Source organism: Paraburkholderia sediminicola (genome assembly GCF_046026895.1).
Classification (GTDB): domain Bacteria; phylum Pseudomonadota; class Gammaproteobacteria; order Burkholderiales; family Burkholderiaceae; genus Paraburkholderia; species Paraburkholderia sediminicola_C.
In genome coordinates, this window is sequence record NZ_JAQQEU010000029.1 from 51,434 (window position 1) to 69,572 (window position 18,139).

General features: G+C 62.8%; 12 protein-coding genes. 5 read left to right on the forward strand and 7 right to left on the reverse strand.

The window, feature by feature from the left end; translation table 11 throughout:
- From PQR02_RS20850 to PQR02_RS20870, 5 genes are read right to left on the reverse strand one after another with little or no spacing between them, the layout of a single operon-like run.
- Complete coding sequence (locus tag PQR02_RS20850; protein WP_408235082.1) at positions 1 to 984, reverse strand: glycosyltransferase family 4 protein; 984 nt, start codon at positions 982 to 984, stop codon at positions 1 to 3.
- Positions 981 to 2,048, reverse strand: a complete 1,068-nt coding sequence (locus PQR02_RS20855; protein WP_408235085.1) for a glycosyltransferase family 4 protein — start codon at positions 2,046 to 2,048, stop codon at positions 981 to 983. The genes PQR02_RS20850 and PQR02_RS20855 overlap by 4 nt, the downstream gene beginning before the upstream one ends.
- On the reverse strand, positions 2,045 to 5,224 hold the full coding sequence (locus tag PQR02_RS20860) for a glycosyltransferase family 4 protein (RefSeq protein ID WP_408235088.1): 3,180 nt from the start codon (positions 5,222 to 5,224) through the stop codon (positions 2,045 to 2,047). Before PQR02_RS20860 ends, PQR02_RS20855 begins: the two co-directional genes overlap by 4 nt.
- Positions 5,217 to 7,388 carry a glycosyltransferase family 2 protein gene (locus PQR02_RS20865; protein ID WP_459252049.1) on the reverse strand — a complete coding sequence of 724 codons (2,172 nt, stop codon included), beginning with the start codon at positions 7,386 to 7,388 and terminating at the stop codon, positions 5,217 to 5,219. The genes PQR02_RS20860 and PQR02_RS20865 overlap by 8 nt, the downstream gene beginning before the upstream one ends.
- Complete coding sequence (locus PQR02_RS20870) at positions 7,385 to 8,356, reverse strand: glycosyltransferase family 4 protein (RefSeq protein WP_408235091.1); 972 nt, start codon at positions 8,354 to 8,356, stop codon at positions 7,385 to 7,387. Before PQR02_RS20870 ends, PQR02_RS20865 begins: the two co-directional genes overlap by 4 nt.
- 655 nt (positions 8,357 to 9,011) lie before the next feature.
- Between PQR02_RS20870 and PQR02_RS20875 the strand changes: the two genes are divergently transcribed.
- From PQR02_RS20875 to PQR02_RS20885, 3 genes are read left to right on the forward strand one after another with little or no spacing between them, the layout of a single operon-like run.
- Positions 9,012 to 9,971 (forward strand): NAD-dependent epimerase/dehydratase family protein, encoded by a 960-nt coding sequence (locus PQR02_RS20875; RefSeq protein ID WP_408235094.1) that lies wholly within the window; start codon positions 9,012 to 9,014, stop codon positions 9,969 to 9,971.
- 49 nt (positions 9,972 to 10,020) lie between these two features.
- Complete coding sequence (locus PQR02_RS20880) at positions 10,021 to 11,055, forward strand: MraY family glycosyltransferase (protein WP_408235097.1); 1,035 nt, start codon at positions 10,021 to 10,023, stop codon at positions 11,053 to 11,055.
- Positions 11,056 to 11,066: 11 nt separating this feature from the next.
- Positions 11,067 to 12,947, forward strand: a complete 1,881-nt coding sequence (locus tag PQR02_RS20885; protein ID WP_408235100.1) for a polysaccharide biosynthesis protein — start codon at positions 11,067 to 11,069, stop codon at positions 12,945 to 12,947.
- Between the two features lie 96 nt (positions 12,948 to 13,043).
- On the opposite strand, the gene PQR02_RS20890 is transcribed toward PQR02_RS20885, so the two are convergent.
- Entirely contained in the window at positions 13,044 to 13,346 is a 303-nt protein-coding gene (locus PQR02_RS20890) for a hypothetical protein (RefSeq protein ID WP_408235103.1), read from the reverse strand.
- A 98-nt stretch (positions 13,347 to 13,444) separates the two neighbouring features.
- The gene (locus tag PQR02_RS20895; RefSeq protein WP_408235106.1) at positions 13,445 to 14,545 is read right to left on the reverse strand and encodes an MraY family glycosyltransferase; all 1,101 of its coding nucleotides are present in this window, start codon (positions 14,543 to 14,545) and stop codon (positions 13,445 to 13,447) included.
- A gap of 293 nt (positions 14,546 to 14,838) precedes the next feature.
- On the opposite strand from PQR02_RS20895, the gene PQR02_RS20900 reads away from it, so the two are divergent.
- Together PQR02_RS20900 and PQR02_RS20905 are read left to right on the forward strand one after the other, a co-directional pair.
- Positions 14,839 to 16,404: a methyl-accepting chemotaxis protein gene (locus PQR02_RS20900; protein WP_408235109.1), complete on the forward strand. Its 1,566-nt coding sequence runs from the start codon at positions 14,839 to 14,841 to the stop codon at positions 16,402 to 16,404.
- 190 nt (positions 16,405 to 16,594) lie between these two features.
- On the forward strand, positions 16,595 to 18,139 hold the full coding sequence (locus PQR02_RS20905; protein WP_408235112.1) for a hypothetical protein: 1,545 nt from the start codon (positions 16,595 to 16,597) through the stop codon (positions 18,137 to 18,139).

Consider the following 18,139-nt stretch of genomic DNA (forward strand, 5'->3'; position numbering starts at 1 on the left):
TCAAATACTTTCCCGTGCGAGCAGCGCAGCGATTTGCGGACCGATGATGGATGCCGAGTGACGGCTCATCACACGGTCGTAAGTCGCGGCTACCTTGGCGTCCCGGTCGGTGTCGTTGATCGCGCCAGTGATCGCCGATGCGATCGAGTCCACCGAGTCCGGCGACGCGTACCAGACACCGTCTTCAAAGTGCTCGCGCTGCCAGGGGCCGTCGGACATAACCAGGGGTTTCTGCATGATTGCGCCTTCCAGGCTCGATCGGCCGGGCGGATCGATGCTCGGTTCCGCAATCACGCTGCAATTGGCGATGATCGAGCGGAGCAGGGCGCTGCAAGGCTGGATAAACGGCAGGAAGGTGATTCCCGAATGAGCCTCCGCGACGCATTGCTGATAGTAGTCGTCGTCGCGTGCTCCACCCACGAACAGGCCGTCCAGCTTGAGTTCGTTTAGCGCGCGGATGGTCTGCAACTGATTTTTGATGGGTTCGATCAGGCCCAGGCATAGTGCGAAGTCCGTAGCATTCGAGACCGTCGACAGCAGATCTTTGTCGGGTTGCGCGAGAAAGCGGTTCGACACGCAGGTGGGCAGGATTTCGATTTTCTCCGCCGGTACCCGGATGTATTGCTGGAAGTTGTCGAGTTCCGCCTGGGACTTGAATAGCAGCTTGTGCGCAATCCGCGTGATTTCCTCGACGCGCTCGACCTCGCTGGCCGGAATGGGGCCAAGCCACCAGACGTTTGGCCAGAGGAAGATGCGCTTGTTTCTGAGCGCCGCTTCGCGCAGGATGGCGTGGCTGTCGGCGTGCACGGAGAAATGAATCACGCCGTCGTAGAAGCTCAGCGGGCGGCTGCCGATGCCGTAGATGTCGGTATGGACGCCGGACCCCTTGAGTATTTCCGCCACCTGGACAAGTTCCGATTCTCCGCCGCCGCTAACGGTGAATGCGGTGCTGTACGTTGTCAGAATGAATTTAAGACCGGTCATGCGTTTCTCCGCGGTGCATCAGGTTCAACAAGTACGGCTTGCCACGCAGAATCGCTTGCGCGCTGCAGGACTTCGTCGGCGTGCGCGATATACGCCGGATCGATCCGATTGCCGGCCGCAGACCGGCTGAGACGGTTCGCAATGGTCGAGGCCCAGGCGGCGAGATTGGCGTCAGGTGCGAACACGCAGTCCGCCGGGCAAATCTCCTGGGCCGCGGTGCCGCCCCGGACAAAGACCGGCTTGCCGAAGTGCATCGCTTCGAGTACGGGCACGCAAAAACCTTCGTGCCGGCTCATCGCGAGCAGCGCACTGGTGGTTTCGTAGCAGTCGAACAGATCCGCGTCGTCGAGCATGCCCTTGAAGTCGACGTGCTCCAGAACGCCCAGCCGCCGTGCGTGATTGATCAGAAGCTTCTGGTACTCATAGTTCGGTGAGCTGCCGACGATGGTCAGCGTCGCGTCGAGCTCGCGCTGTTTCAACATCGCGAGAATGTCGATGCCGTCCTCGATGCGCTTGTGCGGCACGACGCGGCCTACCATCAGCAGATTGGGCTCGCGTGAACTGGGGCCTGCCTGAGCCGCTTCGCGCTGGAAGACCGGCATGTCGGCAAATACCGGTGGGATGACTATCACCGCCGCGACATCGAGCATGCCGGAAAGGCTCGCCGCGGTGCTGTGCGAATTGGCCACCACGGCATCGAACCCGACGAGCAAGGGCAGTTGCGCGAGGGCCAACTCGCATAAGCGCGCGGTCGGCGGTTCGAGCTCGCGCAGCAGTTGCGGATCGGTCACGCCATGGAAATAGCAAATCTTTCTGCAGTTCAGTGCGAGCAGCCGTTCGAGATAGGGGTCGAAGATCGAGTAGCTCAGCAGCACCACGTCGTCTTCGGCCACGCTGGCGAACAACTCTTCAAGCGGTCGAACGCCGGACGTCCCCACATCATAGAACTGCGCGTAGAGTTCCGCGGCAAGACCCAGCCGCGAGGCCGCTCGGGCGAGACCCAGGCAGTGATTGCCCACCGCGTCGCCAGAGAAAATATCCGGAGCACACACGCGCAGCGTCATTTTCCCTTTACCTCCGCAATCTCCGCGAGCCGCCGCGCGTACGCGCGCGCGACCGCTTCGACCGAATAGTCTCGAACGATGCGTTGCTGGCCCGCCTTCGCGATGCGCTCGCGTAGCGCGGCGTCCTCGATCACGCGCCTGAGCTGTTCAGCCGCGGTCGACACGTCCGGGTCGCACCAGTACTGGCCCTCGGAGAACAGATAGTCGCCGGGACGCAGCGGGATGAGATCCCCGTCCACCAGGAAGGCCGTATCGGGTTCGCAGAAGTCGACGTTGCCCGAGAAGTTGGTCACGACGACCGACTGTCCCAACGCCATCGCTTCGGCAATCACGCGTCCGAACCCTTCGCTACGATGAAGCGAGATGTAGGTGTCGCAGCAGGCCATGAAGTCGATCGAATCCTGGCGGCTCAGACGTTCCGACACGATGTGAATGCGCTTATCTCCGGCCGCGATATCACACACGGCGCGCCATACCGGATCGTCGTCGCGCACGTTCATCGCCTTGATGACGAGCCCGACGCCCGGTGAGGTCTCACCGAAGGCCTGCCGGAACGCCTGCACGCCGGCGAGAGGGTTCTTGCGGCTGAGCCACGAGTTGCCGTCGAACATCAGGTAGAACAGGAACTCGTTGGGCGGCAGGTTAAAACGTGCGCGATCGGGATGCACCGGCGCGGACACTTCGACCGCCATCGGCATGCGATACACCGGCGTATCGCCTAGCCGGCTGTAGACGCTCTGGACGAATTTGCTCTGCGCCCAGATCTCGTCGACCATCTGATGCACCTTGCCGAACGCGCTGGGCCAGTGAGGCAGTTCCCACGGCCACGCGCCGATCTTGTGAGTGGGCGCGTCGATCAATTTGCGGCCGCCTTCCAGCGCGAGGCGCACCATCTCCGGCGCCGGCAGGCAAATCAGGCTGATGCCGTATTTGAGCTCGTCGCTCAGCAGGTGATCGACCGACGTGTCCAGCTTCGCGGGCCCGGCCATTGGCGCATTGACGAGGACGACCGGTGTCGACGTCAGTTGGAAGACGCGCGCGGCCATCCGGGCGTCTTCACCGAGGCCCAACACCCCTTGCGGAAAGCCCACGACGTTCACGCCGAAGTCATATCCGTGTTCGACACGGGCTTGGTAACGCGGCGGCTCGCCCGACTTCGCATCCGCGGGAGTTTCCGCCCTATGGACCTTGAGCGAGCCCAGCAGCGGATACTCGTGGCCGCCGAATTCATTCCACCAGCGCACCAGCTGTTCCCGGCCCGCGTCGGTGCCGATGTCGAAGGCGGCCCGCAGGTCCGGACGCTCGTTCGCGATTATCTCCAGGAAACGCGCGATCGGTGACGCACCGGGCGCCTGCTCGTCATCCATGCGAGCCAGCGCATCGGCCAGACCCCTCGCGGACCACTTGATCGCGTGGTATTCGTCCTGACCGTGCTCATTCCACCATGACAGGTAGTTCAGGCGTGCGCCGAAGCTGTCGAGGTTGAATGCGGTTTGCAGGTCGGGGCGTTCGTTGTGGAGCAGGCTCAGAAATCTCGGGATGAGCGGCAAACCGCAATGTTCGCCCGGCTCCATCTCGAACAGTTCCGGCGGCAAACCCGGCGTGGCCCAGCGAATCGACGGGTATTGGGACTGTCCATGCTCCACCCACCATGAAAGGGCATTGAGGCGGCCGATAAAACTGTCCTCGGCGCAAAGAGACTGTAAATCCGCCCGTTCGTCGAGGATCGCCCGCAGGAAGCGCGGCAGGGGCAACCAATGGGGGTGCGCACCCCCATCCATCTCGAACAGCGGGCCGGGCACGCCGGCGGGCACCCACTTGATCGCGAGATACTCGTCTTTGCCGTTTTCATCCCACCACGTCAGGAAGCTCAGGCGCGCGCCGAAGCTGTCGAGGTTGAATGCCGACTGCAGATCGGGCCGTTCATTCCAGATGTGACGGAGGAATCGCGGAATGAGCGGCAACGCGCAATGTTCGCCCGGCTCCATGTCGAACAGTGCCGCGGGCAAAGCCGGCGTGCTCCAGCGAATCGCCGGGTATTGGAACTGGCCATGTTCGACCCACCACGAAAGACATTTGAGGCGGCCGATAAAACTGTCGAGATCGCAGGAGCCCTGCAAATCCGGCCGCTCTTCGAGGATCAGCCGAAGGAATCGCGGCACGGGCAGCCAGTCGGGGTGCGTGCCCCATTCCATCTCGAAGAGGGGCGCAGGCATGCCGGGCGGTACCCACTTGATCGCCCGATACTGGAGTTGTCCCTGCTCCAGCCACCATGACAGACAACTGATCCGCCCGGTAAAGCTCGGCAGGTTGAATGAGGCTTGCAGGTCGGGCCGCTCCTTGATGATCAAGGAGATGAAGCGCGGAATGTCCGGACCTTCGTCGTCGACCGGCTGTTCCGGCCCGAGCATGGCCCCGCCGATCGGCGCCGGCGACCATTTGATCCGCGCATACTCGCGATGGCCGTGCTCTTCCCACCAGCTCAGGCAGGCCAGCCGGCCGGTGAACGTATTCACGTCGAAGGCGCTGCGCAGGTCGGGGCGTTCGGTCGCAATGAGCGCGAGGAAACGCGGAAAGGGCATGGCATCGGCATCGTTGATCGCCTCCAGCAGCTTCGGCCACGAGACGGGCGCACTCCAGGTCACTCTCGGACAGGCAGCCTGACCATGCGCTTCCCACCAGTCGAGGCAATTCAGATAGCCAGTCAACGTGCCGAGATCGAATGCGCTGGACAGATCGCCCCGAGTGCCGACTATCATCTTGATCAACCTGGGCAGTTGCAGCCCGGCTTCTTCAAACACCGTTTGCGATTCGGGCATCGTCTCGGCGAGATGCCTTGCGTCGAGCACGCTCGGCGCGGTCGAGCCCAGCCAATAAATGATGGCGCGTGGATGCCGCTCGATCAGCGACTCGTTATCAAGTTGATGCAAATACTCCAGGTCCTCCGGACGAAGGACCCACTCGAAGTCGGGATAGGTTTCCCGCGCCGTCATTTCCCACCAGAAATAAAGCGTCAGCCGGTCATCGAGCGCCTTGGAATTGAAGCGCGCCAGATCCGCTCTGAACTTCATCAGAAAATAGATCGCGCTCGGCAGGCAAAACAGCTCGCTCGGCGACGGGTGGCGGTACTCGGCCAGCCACTCTGTCTTGTTCGTTCTCGCCACCTGATTAACCAAGATTTGCGATCCTCGAAGGCCATGCGAAAGAGAAGTCGTCGGCGTTTAGCGTCAGATTCGGCGAGTAGCAGGGGTCGTTCATCAACAGATCGCCCCAGCGCTGCCTGACCAGCTCGGATTCCTGGTTGAAGCGGCTGATCTTCTCAGGTGTGTCTTCTGCGCCGCGCGTTGCCGACTCGTGGTGATACAACTCGGCATACGGCGTGAAAACGTTTCGGTAGCCCGCTTTGCGCACACGTAGGCAGAAATCGATGTCGTTGTACGCGACGTGCAGCTCCTCGTCGAGACCGCCGACTTGCTGGTAGATCGATTGACGGATCAACAGGCAGGCGGCGGTCACGGCGCTCATCGCGTTGCGCAGGCGTGCGCGGGCAAAATATCCCGCCATCGTGTTGGGGAAGTGTTTGTGGGCGTGGCTCGCAATGCCGCCTACGCCGAGCACGACGCCGGCGTGCTGGATGGTGTCGTCCGGATACAGCAGCTTGGCGCCCACGGCGCCCACATTTTTTTGCAACGCCACCGAGACCATCTCTTCCAGCCAGTCGGCGTTGATGACTTCGATATCGTTGTTCATCAGGCAGACGAAGTCGGCGCTGCTGGCGAGTGCGACACGATTGTTCAGTGCCGAGTAATTGAACGGCGAGTCGTCGCGTACGACCTTGATACGCTCGTCTTCTTGCAGAAGCGCGAACAGATTGTGCGTTTCCTGCTTCACCGAGCCGTTGTCGATAATCGTGATGCGGAAGTTCGGATAGCTCGACTTCTGGCGCACTGATTCAACACATTGTTCGACCAGCGCGGCGGAGTCGCGCGTCGGAATGATGATTTCGACCGAGGGCAGCACGTCCGGCAGCGCATACACAACCTTGTTGAATGCGTGAGTGCCGGGCGCATGGATCGTGTGAGCGTTGATGTTGTTGCGCTGCAGATGGTCGTCGATCGCACGCATTGCCGCGATGTGCGCATAAGGTTTTGCTTCATGGCCGCTCGCCGTGCTCTCGGGAATGATTCGCCAGTGATAGAGCGGGCGTGGCACGTGATAGACCACGTTATGTCCGACACGATCGATTACGCGCAGCGCGAGGTCGTAGTCCTGCGAGCCTTCGAGGCCGGTGCGGAAACCGCCGATCTCTTTCATCACCGACGCCTTGTAGACGCCGAAGTGCGAGATCATGTTCTGGCTAAGGAACAGGTCGTAGTTGAAGTCGGACTTGAAGTACGGTTCCGACCGGGCGCCTTCTTCGGAGATCTTGTCTTCGTCGCTATAGATCAGTGCTGCGTCCGGATGCGCATTGATCATTTCGACCATGCAATAGAGCGCCAGCGGATGCAGTTCATCGTCGTGATCGAGCAGGCCGACGAACTCGCCGGTCACAAGCTCCAACGCCGTGTTGCTCGATTCGCTGATGTGGCCGTTCTTCGTGCGATAGGCAACCTTGATCTGTTCCGGATAGCGGGCGACATAGTCGTCCAGCACAATCTTGACTTCGGCCTTGGTCGAGCAATCGTCTGCAATGCAGATCTCCCAATTCTCGTAGACCTGGCTGATCACCGAGTCGAGCGCCTTGCGCAGCCACTTCTCCGGCGTGTTGTACGTCGGCATGAGAATGCTGATCTTTGGTTGCAACGCGAGCGTTTTCGATCGCTCGCGCAATTGCGGATAGATGGACGCAGGCGGTTCGTGCGCGTCGAGCCAGTCCTGATACGACTCGCCCACGATCGGCGCGGTGGCCGGCAACGGACCGCCTCGCCACGCCGCGATCCGGCGCGCGCGCGCCAGAAGTTCCGGCGAGCATTCCGATTCGTCGATCAGCTCGACCTTCAGGTTCTCCACGGAGAACGACGCCGGAAGTGCGATCGGGTCGAAACGAATCGGGCCGACCAGCGTGGGGAACGCGACGTCCTGTTCGACCTTGCCGCTCGCGTCGACGTGCAGGCCAATCGCGCTGTGTTCGGACATACCCGATCCTGCATCGATGTAAATCATGCAAGGGGATGAGGCCGCCGTGTCGACCTTGAGCTCGAACGAAATACACGCCGCCCGCCCTGATAGCGCCTCCCAACCCACCAGTTCGAACTGCGGGTCGTTGTTAGTCGCCTGCCAGGAGAAGACGGGGTTCGAGGATATCTCGACGTTATTCAGAGGACGAAGTTCGAAGTTCATTTTGTCAGCAGGGAATCGTAGAGGTCTTTCAGGGGTGACAGGACGGCTTGCCACGTCAGGTCGCGCGCCGCGTTCATCGTGCCGGCGCGCGGTTGTGCAAGGGCGTCGAGGATCGACTGGGCGATGCTGTCGACGTCGGACGGATCGAGATAGGCGACGTGCCGCGCAAAGTATTCTTCGGTAGAGCCAACTTTCGTCACGGCGATGCGTGCACCCGCGGCATGCGCTTCGAGCGCGGCGAGCCCCGGTGTCTCCAGCGTGCTCGGCAGGACGAACGCTTCGCAGGCTGCGTAGGCGGAGCGGAGCACCGGCGAGTCGTGAGCGAGCGTGCCCGCGTAGATGAGCTGGTCCGCGCCTTCCGCGAAGCATGCCTGCGCATATTGCGGATCGCGTTGATGGCCGATCAGCACGAGCTTGAGTTCGGGGAACGATTTCATCGCCCTGATGAGCGCCAACTGGTTCTTGCGCGGTTCGATATTGCCCACGTTCAGTATGAAGCGATCCTGGATCCTCAATTCGTTGCGGAACAGCTCCGGCGCAATCGGTTCATAAAAGCTTGGTTCGACGCCGTTGAGCACGCTGACGAATTTTTCGCGCGGCAGGTCGAAGATTCGTGCGAGCGTCTCGCACTCGATCTCCGAATTCGCTACCACCCGGTCTGCCAGCGAGAACTGATGATGAATCTCGCCGATCGGATAAAGATGCTTCGTCTCCTCCGTCACCCAGAGGCTAGACGAAACCACCAGCGGCAAGCCTAATTGTTTGACAAAATTACAGAAGTGGACCGAGCCGCCGACGCATGAAAAGAAATGGACCACGTCGTATTCGAGAAAACGCGGGTTCCATGGATCGAACAACGTGACGTCCACGCCATGCGAGGGCAAGTGTCTTTTATAGGCCAGCAATTGGATCTCTCCGCCGCCGGGGGTATGGAATGCCATGGGGTAAGTCGCGAACAGCACTTTCATGGATGGGGCTCTATATGCTCAAACGTTTTTCTTTTCGTCAGACCAGCCTATCGTGCCACGCGTGCCGACGGCGTCGGACACTGCGGACCTAAACGATGCGGAACGGCAATCCGTGGGAGGCGCAAGTGCGCCTGGGACGGTATGCTGCAGGATCTTCGCACCGGCACGGGCTGCGCGGCTTCACGGCCTTCAGGCGCTGGCTCACCGCGGCGCGGGCCGCCGGTCGCTCACGTCACTCGGGGGCGAGCTTGAGTGTGCTGTCGGCGAGCACGTCGGATCGAAACCACGAATTCCACATGCGCGAATATGTTTGAGATGTTACGAAATGTACGAGCTACGCGCCGGTGGGCGTCCGTCCGTTTTATTATCACGGCGCAAGCCCTTCACCATGCATTCAGTTCTGCTTCCGGTCTGTTAGCCGCTGACGCATTTTAGCGCCTAACCATCGCGCGTAGCGGGCCGCGGCGGAAGTTGACCGCATACAATACGTTCCCAATCAGACTTCCAGAGAAGCACCGCCGATGCCAGATTGTATCGTGTCTCATCCGCCGTTCCTGTCGCATGCAGTCAGGACACGTCCTGACCGCGCACGGTCGCGGTTCCGGGCATGGCGGGTCGGCGCGGGCGGCTCGGCCAGTTCACGGGAAGTGCGCCAATGACCTTGTGTGCTCTAATTACCGGCGCCAACGGCTTCGTCGGCAAGGCGGTGTCGAAAGCATTGCTACAGCGCGGCGACCAGGTGGTCGGCGTGGTGCGCCGTGCGCAAACGGTCGCCGACGGCGTGCGCGAATGGCTGCTCGACGCGGACGACTTCCAGGGCATCGAGCAACGCTGGCCCGTGGCGCTGCGTTGCGACGCGGTTATCCATCTCGCATCGCGCGTCCACATGATGCACGAGACGGCAGCCGATCTGCTCGCCGAGTATCGCGCGACCAACGTCGAAGGCACGTTGCGCGTCGCCGCCGCGGCCCATCGCGCGGGCGCTCGCCGCTTCGTGTTCGCGAGCAGCATCAAGGCGGTGGCGCAAAGCAGCGTGGGCCCGCCCATCAAGGAAACGGACCAGCCCGCGCCGTCTGATTCCTACGGCATCTCCAAGCTCGAAGCCGAGCGCGCTTTGCTCGATTTCGGACGCGAGTCGGGACTCGAGATCGTGATTGTCCGACCGCCGCTCGTCTACGGTCCGGGCGTGCGCGCGAACTTCCTGCAACTGATGAACGCGATCGCCAAAGGCGTGCCGCTGCCGCTCGGCGCGATTGCCGCGCGCCGCAGCCTCGTGTTCGTCGACAACCTCGCCGACGCGCTCGTGCATTGCACGACCGACCCGCGCGCGGCCGGCCATACGTTCCACGTGACCGACGGCCGCGATCTGAGCGTGTCGGAACTCGCGCGGGCGCTGGCGGTGCAGCTGCATGCGCCGCAGCGTCTCGTGCCGGTTCCGGTCGGCGTGTTGCGGCTTGCCGGACGCCTGACCGGCAAAACGGCGCAGGTCGACCGGCTGGTCGGCGAGTTGCGTCTGGACAGTTCGCACATCTGCGAATGTCTTGGCTGGTACCCGCCGCATACCGTCGAGCATGGCTTGCTGGAGACGGCCGCCTGGTATCGCGCCACGCATTGAAAACACCCGGCGCGCGACGCGCCCCGAACCCGTATTGAACTGGCCGCCGATGTCGATCGCTTCACTCTCCGCCTATCCGCTTGTCCATCTGCTCCTGTGGGGCGTCGCCGCGCTGGCCGCGTGCGCGGCGATTTTGTGGGCGCTGCTCAGAAGCGGCCTTGCATGGCGTCTTGCCACCGATATCCCCAACGACCGCTCGCTGCACACCCGGCCGACGCCGCGCGTCGGCGGCTGGGGCATCGTGCCGGTGGTCGTCGTGCTGATCTGGCTGTTCGCGCCGTCGCTCTGGCTGCCCGCGTTGGCGGCGGCGCTGCTCGCCGCGCTCTCGCAAATCGACGACCGCCGCGGCCTGCCGGCGCGCGTGCGCTTTGGCGGCCACGCGGCGGCGGTGGCGGCGCTGGTCGCCGTGTATCCGGCCGAGGTGCCGTGGTGGGCGCTGGCGGCAATGGCGGTTCTGCTCGTCTGGCTGGTCAATCTGTACAACTTCATGGACGGCTCGGACGGGCTTGCTGGCGGCATGGCGCTGTTCGGCTTCGGCGGGTATGCGATCGCCGCGTCGCTGCCGGTGGGCGATGCGGCCCACGCGGACCCCGCGCTCGCGCTGGCCGCCGTCGTCGTGGCGGGGGCGGCGGCAGGCTTTCTGCTGTTCAACTTCCACCCCGCGCGGATTTTTCTCGGCGACGCCGGTTCGATCCCGCTCGGCTTCCTCGCCGGCGCGCTCGGCTATTGGGGCTGGCGCGAAGGCGTGTGGCCAGTTTGGTTTCCGGCGCTGTGCTTCGCGCCGTTCATCGGCGACGCCTCGGTGACGCTGCTCAAACGCCTGCTGCGCGGCGAAAAATTTTGGCAAGCGCACCGCGAACACTACTATCAGAGGATGGTGCAGTCGGGTGTGGGCCACGCCTCGACGGCATGGGTTTGGTATTTGTTCATAGCGGCAGGCATAATGCTTGCTCTGTGGGCACTACAGTTCGCCGTCCTGATTCAATGGCTGGTTGTCGTCGTTTGGGCTGCCGTGCTGGCAGTCGCCGGGCTGTGCATTGATCGCCGCTGGCGGCGCCATGCGTCCCGTTCCGGGCAATCCTGAGGTTCTGCGCAATGAAAAGATTTAAAGCCCGATGGCTTTCGTTCAGTGCGTTTGCGTTCGATTTGTGCGCGGTGGCTCTGGCCTGGATGCTGGCATACGTGATCCGTTTCAACGGTCCGGTGCCTGCCGCATTCTGGGCGAGCGGCCTGCATGCACTCGTGTGGGTGCTGCTGATCTACGCCGTGATGTTTCGCAGCTACGGGCTCTATCGCGGCATGTGGGTGTTCGCGAGCTTGCCCGACCTCGTGCGCATCGCGAAGGCGATCGGCGTCGGCGCGCTGGTCGTCGTGATCGGCTCCGCGCTGTTGCAGCCGGCGCCGGTGGTGCCGCGCTCCGTACTGATCGTTTCGCCGATGCTGCTGTTCCTCGCGATGGGCGGCTCGCGCGCGCTCTATCGCGCGGCCAAGGAGTTCTATCGCTACGGCGGTCTGGTCGGGCAGGGCAAGCCGGTGCTGGTGCTCGGCGCGGGCAACGCCGGCGCGAACCTCGTGCGCGAGCTGAAGCGCTCGGGCGAATGGCGCCTCGCGGGCCTGCTCGACGACGATCAGGTCAAGCAGGGCCGTGAAATCTACGGCTACCGCGTGCTCGGCGCGATCAGCGATCTGCAGAAAATCTCCGCCGAACTGAAAGTCGAGCACGTGATCATCGCCGTGCCGTCGGCGTCGGTGGAAGCGCACCGGCGTATCGCCACGCTGTGCGTGCGCGCGGGCGTGCGGGCCATGACGCTGCCCGCGCTCACGCCGCTGACCCAGGGACAGGCGTTCCTGTCGCGAGTGCGTCAGATCGATCTCGAAGACCTGCTGGGCCGCGACCCGGTCATGATCGACACGGATCACGTCGAAGCGCTGCTGAAGAACCGCGTCGTGATGGTGACGGGTGCGGGCGGCTCGATCGGCTCGGAGCTGTGCCGGCAGATCCTGCGCTTCGGCCCGGTGCAACTGGTCGCGTTCGACATCTCCGAGTTCTCCATCTATCGGCTGAACGAGGAGCTGCGCGACAAGTACCCGGAAGTGTCGGTGGTGCCGATCATCGGCGACGTGAAGGATTCGCTGCTGCTCGACCAGGTGATGGCGCGCTACTGTCCGCACATCGTGTTTCATGCGGCCGCCTACAAGCACGTGCCGTTGATGGAAGAAGTGAACACGTGGCAGGCCGTGCGCAACAACGTGCTCGGCACGTATCGCGTGGGGCGCGCGGCGATCCGGCACGACGTCGCTCATTTCGTGCTGATCTCCACCGACAAGGCCGTCAACCCGACCAACGTGATGGGCGCGAGCAAGCGTCTCGCGGAGATGGCCTGCTCGGCGTTGCAGGCGCAGGGCACGCGGCGCACGCAGTTCGAAACGGTGCGCTTCGGCAACGTGCTGGGCAGCGCCGGCAGCGTGATTCCGAAGTTCCAGGAGCAGATTGCGCGCGGCGGCCCGGTGACGGTCACACACCCGGAGATCACCCGTTTCTTCATGACGATTCCGGAAGCGTCGCAACTGGTGTTGCAGGCGTCGAGCATGGGGCGCGGTGGCGAGATCTTCATTCTCGACATGGGCAAGCCGGTGCGCATCGCCGATCTCGCGCACGATCTGATCCGTCTGTACGGCTTCACCGAGGAACAGATTCGCGTAGTGTTCACCGGTCTGCGCCCCGGCGAGAAGCTCTACGAAGAATTGCTGGCGGACGATGAAACGACGACCCGCACGCCGCATCCGAAGTTGCGCATCGCGCGTGCACGCGAAGTGCCGGACAGCCTGATCGACAATCTGCTGCCGTGGCTGATGCAGCATCGCGTGCCGTCCGACGAGGAAGTGCGCCGCGACCTGCGCCGCTGGGTGCCCGAATATCAGCCGGCCACCGCCGCCGCGCTGCGCAGCGTGACGCCCGCGACGCGGGTGTCCTGAGGCCGCCGAGGGGCATGCCCCGCACCAGGTCAGCAAAAAGGCGCCTGAGGCGCCTTTCTTCATTGCGATAACACGTTCACCTCCGGCAGCGGACCATTAAAACCTGCGGCAAGGATTCGGCCCGGTCACACTGGCGGCCTTGGTCGCCGCTGAAAACGCCGCGATCGCCGCGATCGCCGCGAGCGTTCCGGCCACTTTCAGCGTCTTCGCCACCGGGTCCCCGCTCGCATCACCCATATCGCTCACCCGCCGGCCCGTGTAGGCCGTGCATTCCGGCTGTGCGTTCGCTGCCGCCGCCGGCTTCGCACTCCAGACGATATGGTCCGACGCGGTGCTGGCGAAAGCCGGCAGGCTGGCCGCCACGACGCCGAGCGCAAAGAAGTGGAGTTGCCTCTTCATGACGGCCCTATCTCTGGTTATTGGAAACACACCAACGCTATCAACGCCTGCCGCGCACATCCAATCGCGTTGATTCAGACAAAGCCCCGGCTCGCTGCCTAGCGCTTCCGTTTCCTCACCACCATCCACCTCGGCGACTTGAAGCGCACGATGCTGACGTACAGCCAGACATAAGTCGCCCCGAACACCACCACGAAGCAGAACAGGTGCAGCGTATGCCGCCAGAACAGCGTCGCCGGCACGACTGCGATCAGGCACAGCAGCCACAGGTAAGGCGAAGTCAGCGAATTGCGCCGCGTCAGTTCGCGCGCGGTGCGCGCGCCGACCGCCCAGCGCATCAAGCGCTTGTACACCAGCATATGCAGATGCACGCCGTCGGGAATGCCCGGCGACATGCCGCGAATGAACTTCTTCCGGTAGATCGAGAAGCAGGTCTCGAAGATCGGGTACATGAACAGCAGCACCGGATACCATGCCGACACGTCGCGATTGCGCATCACCAGCATGATCGACAGTTCGGCGAGCATGAAGCCGATGAAGTACGCGCCGCCGTCGCCGAGAAAGATCAGACCCGCCGGAAAATTCCAGATGAAGAAGCCGAGCACCGCGCCCATCATCATGAACGACGCGGACAGCACGATCGGATCATGCACCTGGAACGCCACGTAGGCGAGCGACGCGAACATCATGAACGCGACCATCGACGCGAGCCCGTTGAAGCCGTCGATGATGTTGATCGCGTTGGCGAGCGCCGCGACGGCCAGCACCGTGACCACGAACGAGATCACCGCATACGAGAGCAGAAAGTCGAGCGGCGGCACGCTGATGCGCGTGACCGCGATATCGAGCAGGAAAAAGGCGAGCGCGGCGGCCGCCATCGTGCAGACGAGGCGCACGAGCGGTGACACGCGCTTGGTCAGATCCTCGACCAGCCCCGAGCCGAACGCCGGCATGCCGCACGCGATCAGCCCGAGAATGCCGCCCGACACGGCGGGATACGCACGATGCAGCTGTACCGTCGAGACGATCAGCCCGACCAGTATGCCGGTCCCGCCGATGCGCGGCACCGGACGCACATGGAATTTCTGCACGCCGGCCAGATCGGTATCGGTGGAGAATTTTTCATGCAGATGCGCATAGCGCACGATCAACAGCGTGATCAGCAGTGAAACGAGAAAGCCGAGCGCAAAACTAAGCATGAAAGTGAGCCTGTGCCAAGACGCCGAATTATACAAACGAATCGTACGGCGCCCGGAAAGCGGCATGTATCACGCCATTGCCGCGCCGTTGCCACGCCATCACAGGCGAATCCCGGATAGTGAGGCTCAAGTCGCCCGCAAACGCGCGCCAGTCATGGATTTCACCTATGCGGCGCAGGCCGCGCGGGGTCGTTAATCTGGGATGCGGCGAAGTGTCAGTCACCCGCAACAACGCGGCGCGTGCGCCTGTCCACCTGTTTCGCCGCGCATAGGCAAGACGTTCCGGAGACCCAATGCTAAACAACATCACAATTCGTGGCGGCCTGACGCTGGTGATCAGCGTATTCGCCGCTTTCCTTCTGACGGTGATCGGTGTCGGTTACGGCGCGCTCAAACTCGCCAACGGCAGCCTCGATGACACGCAGCGCAGCGCGGTGGCGTTGTCGCATCTGAAGGCGAGTTCCGAGAAGCTGCTGCAGGTGCAGCTCGCATTGGGCACCTATCAGACGCTGTTCAGCGTCGGCAAGCAGACCGACGATCTGCTGCCGGCCGCGCACAAGGTGCTGCTCGAATCGAACAAGGATTTCCGCAACTACATGGCCGGCCCATTCGCGAGCGACGACGAGCGCAGGCTCGCGCAGAGCGTCGCGCAGGCGCGCGCCGCGCTGGTCGACAAGGCGATCGAGCCGGAATTCAAGGCGCTCACCGACTTCGATTTCAACACCTTCCGCAACATCCAGGGCGACACCGCCAACAGCTTTTACGCGACCTATTCGAAGGCGATCGACGCGCTCGAAAACGCCCAGATCGACACCCAGCGTCAGCAGGCGGCCACCGGCGCACAGCGCTTCCAGCTGGCGACGCTGCTGTTCGTCGCGGTCGGCGTGATCGCGCTCGTGATCGGCGTGGCGGCGCGCATCGCGTTGTCGGCGGCGCTCATCAAGCCGGTCAACGCAACCGTCAAGCACTTCGAGCGCATCGCCGCCGGTGATCTGACGGTCGCGATCAAGGTCCGCTCGCGCAACGAGATGGGCCAGTTGCTCGGCGCGTTGACGAAGATGCGCGACGGCCTCGTCGAGACGGTAGCCAAAGTGCGCGGCAGCACCCGCGCCATCACGCAGGGCGCGAACGAGATCGCCGCGGGCAATGCGGACCTGTCCGCGCGCACCGAGCAGCAGGCGGCCGCGCTGCAGCAGACCGCCGCGAGCATGGAGCAGTTATCGGCGACGGTGAAGCAGAACGCGGACAACGCCAAGCAGGCAAACCGGCTCGCCCATGGCGCGCTCGACACGGTCACGCGCGGCGGTACGGTGGTGTCGCGCGTCACCGAAACGATGGACGGCATCAGCGAGTCGTCGCGCAAGGTGACGGAGATCATCGGCATGATCGAGGGGATCGCGTTTCAGACCAACATTCTCGCGTTGAACGCGGCAGTGGAAGCGGCGCGCGCCGGCGAGCAGGGACGCGGCTTCGCGGTGGTGGCTTCGGAGGTGCGCAGTCTCGCGCAGCGCTCGGGGGCGGCGGCCAAGGAGATCAAGGAGCTGATCGGCGAATCGGCGGCCAAGGTCGAGGAGGGCGCGTCGCTGGTGTCGGATGCGCAGAAGACGATCCAGGAAGCGATGAAGGCGGTGGAGCGCGTGACCGGCGTGATGAGCGAGATCGAGGCGTCGGCGCTCGAACAGAGCGACGGCATCGAGCAGGTCAACAAGGCGGTGTCGCAGATCGACGAAGTCACGCAGCACAACGCGGCGCTCGTGGAGCAGGCGGCGGCCGCGGCGAAGTCACTGGAAGAGCAGGCCATCGTGCTGAAGGACGCGATTTCGGTGTTTCGTATCGAGGAGTCGGTTGCGCTAGCCTGACATTGCGCACGCGACGAGGTTGCGGTGCGCCGGACCTCGGTGATTCACCCCTCTTCGCTCACCCTTGCCGCGCATTTTTCAATGCGCGGCAACGGCCTCACGCAAGTCTTTTATAATCGCGCGATTCAGAAGTTGAACAAAGCAGCGCGATATTCAAGCGTCGCGCCGGCATTTCAATACAACCCCATTCATGCCAATCAATTCATCGACCTCCGGTTCGATTCAGGGTAGCGGCAACCCGGTAATCAGTCGATGGATCGCCGTCGCAGGGGCGCTGCTGATCGCCGCACTCTATATCAAGGCTTATTTTGCGCATCCGGCCTTGCCGACCACGACCGCCGATGGCTGGTGGACCTGGTGGGACCAATCGAATTATCTGAAATCGGCGACGGCGTTATGGCATCGGGATTTTTCGGTGGGGCTTTACGTCTATCCGCTCGGCTATAGCGCCATTGGCGCGGCATTCGTTGCGGTAGCGCCGGCGCATCCGTTTTTCGTACCGAACCTGCTCGCGCTGCTCGCCAGTTATTTTGCTTTTATCGGTTTTGCGCGATGCGTGGGCGTCAATTCGCTATGGGCGGCGTTGGTGTTTTTGGGCGCGAGCGTTTGCGATCCCGAACTGTTCCAGCATTGGGTCGCGCCGTGGACGACTACCCCGGTTGCGGCATTGATCTGGATTAGTTTGTGGCTGAGCGGCCGTTACGTCTTGCGGCCCGACGAGGCCCGCGCGAAGCGGCGGTATTTCGTGATCGGTCTGGTCGCGGCCTGCGTGATGGCGATCCATCCGGTCGACGTGCTGGTGCCTGGGATATTCCTGCTTGCGATGCTACTGTGCGATTTGATCGAGAAGCGCACGGCGTTCCGGCATCTGCTTTCGGCGATATACGGTGGCTTATGCATCGTTATTCCCTACTTGCTCGTTTATCTACGCATTTATCACTTTCATACCACGGACTATCTGGAGCAGTCGGCAAAGATCGGCTTTGTGTTCTGGAATTTCCTCTGGAAGTTGTATGTGATCTTTTTCGATCCGTATCCGTGGTTTGCGGAAGGGCGCGGTATTCTGCAGCGCGCGCCGTGGATTGCGCTCGCCGTTCCCGCCTTGCTGCTGCTGTGCGCGCGCCAACTGCATCGGGCGTCCCGGCGTGAAGCGGTGATCTGGATGCTGGCTGCGGCCACGGTGTTCTACACCGGCCTGTATGTCGCCTACGTCGACCTGTTGCCCAATGGCCTGTGGCGCTACGGCAATATCCACTACTTCACGTGGGTGATGCCCGCCTATGCGCTGCTCGGCTTTTTACTTATCCAGCGTCTGTTTCAGCGGCGCCGCGCCATTCCTCTGGCCGCCCTGATCGCTTCGCTCGTGTTGCTGTCCATCAGATTGGAGCCTCGTGAAGTGCCCGCCGGCAGTCCGGCGTTGATGGTCAATACGCAATTCGATTGCGGCGGATGGGCCAATACCTACATGGGCAGATTCACGATTGCCGATGCCAAGGGGCAACTGGAGAGCGTCTATGGCGTGCGGGCGTTGCCGATGCCGGAGGGCGTTCGCTTCATCGCGATACGGCGTCCGCTGGTGGGCAATGCCGCATTCGTCAAGGGTTGCGCTGACGCGTCGACGGGCGCCGCAGGAGGGGCAGGCGCGCAAACGCACTGGAATACGCGCGTCAGGTTCGGGCGGCCGGCCTGGCTGCCGCCGTTTCATGACCCGTTGAATCCCCACTTCGCGGGATAG

What these genes read in the sequence shown, in the direction of transcription:
- PQR02_RS20850 (WP_408235082.1), bottom strand. Translation starts at nt 984, where the DNA reads ATGACCGGTCTTAAATTCATTCTGACAACGTACAGCACCGCATTCACC.
- PQR02_RS20855 (WP_408235085.1), bottom strand. Translation starts at nt 2,048, where the DNA reads ATGACGCTGCGCGTGTGTGCTCCGGATATTTTCTCTGGCGACGCGGTG.
- PQR02_RS20865 (WP_459252049.1), bottom strand. Translation starts at nt 7,388, where the DNA reads ATGAACTTCGAACTTCGTCCTCTGAATAACGTCGAGATATCCTCGAAC.
- PQR02_RS20870 (WP_408235091.1), bottom strand. Translation starts at nt 8,356, where the DNA reads ATGAAAGTGCTGTTCGCGACTTACCCCATGGCATTCCATACCCCCGGC.
- PQR02_RS20875 (WP_408235094.1), top strand. Translation starts at nt 9,012, where the DNA reads ATGACCTTGTGTGCTCTAATTACCGGCGCCAACGGCTTCGTCGGCAAG.
- PQR02_RS20880 (WP_408235097.1), top strand. Translation starts at nt 10,021, where the DNA reads ATGTCGATCGCTTCACTCTCCGCCTATCCGCTTGTCCATCTGCTCCTG.
- PQR02_RS20885 (WP_408235100.1), top strand. Translation starts at nt 11,067, where the DNA reads ATGAAAAGATTTAAAGCCCGATGGCTTTCGTTCAGTGCGTTTGCGTTC.
- PQR02_RS20890 (WP_408235103.1), bottom strand. Translation starts at nt 13,346, where the DNA reads ATGAAGAGGCAACTCCACTTCTTTGCGCTCGGCGTCGTGGCGGCCAGC.
- PQR02_RS20895 (WP_408235106.1), bottom strand. Translation starts at nt 14,545, where the DNA reads ATGCTTAGTTTTGCGCTCGGCTTTCTCGTTTCACTGCTGATCACGCTG.
- PQR02_RS20900 (WP_408235109.1), top strand. Translation starts at nt 14,839, where the DNA reads ATGCTAAACAACATCACAATTCGTGGCGGCCTGACGCTGGTGATCAGC.
- PQR02_RS20905 (WP_408235112.1), top strand. Translation starts at nt 16,595, where the DNA reads ATGCCAATCAATTCATCGACCTCCGGTTCGATTCAGGGTAGCGGCAAC.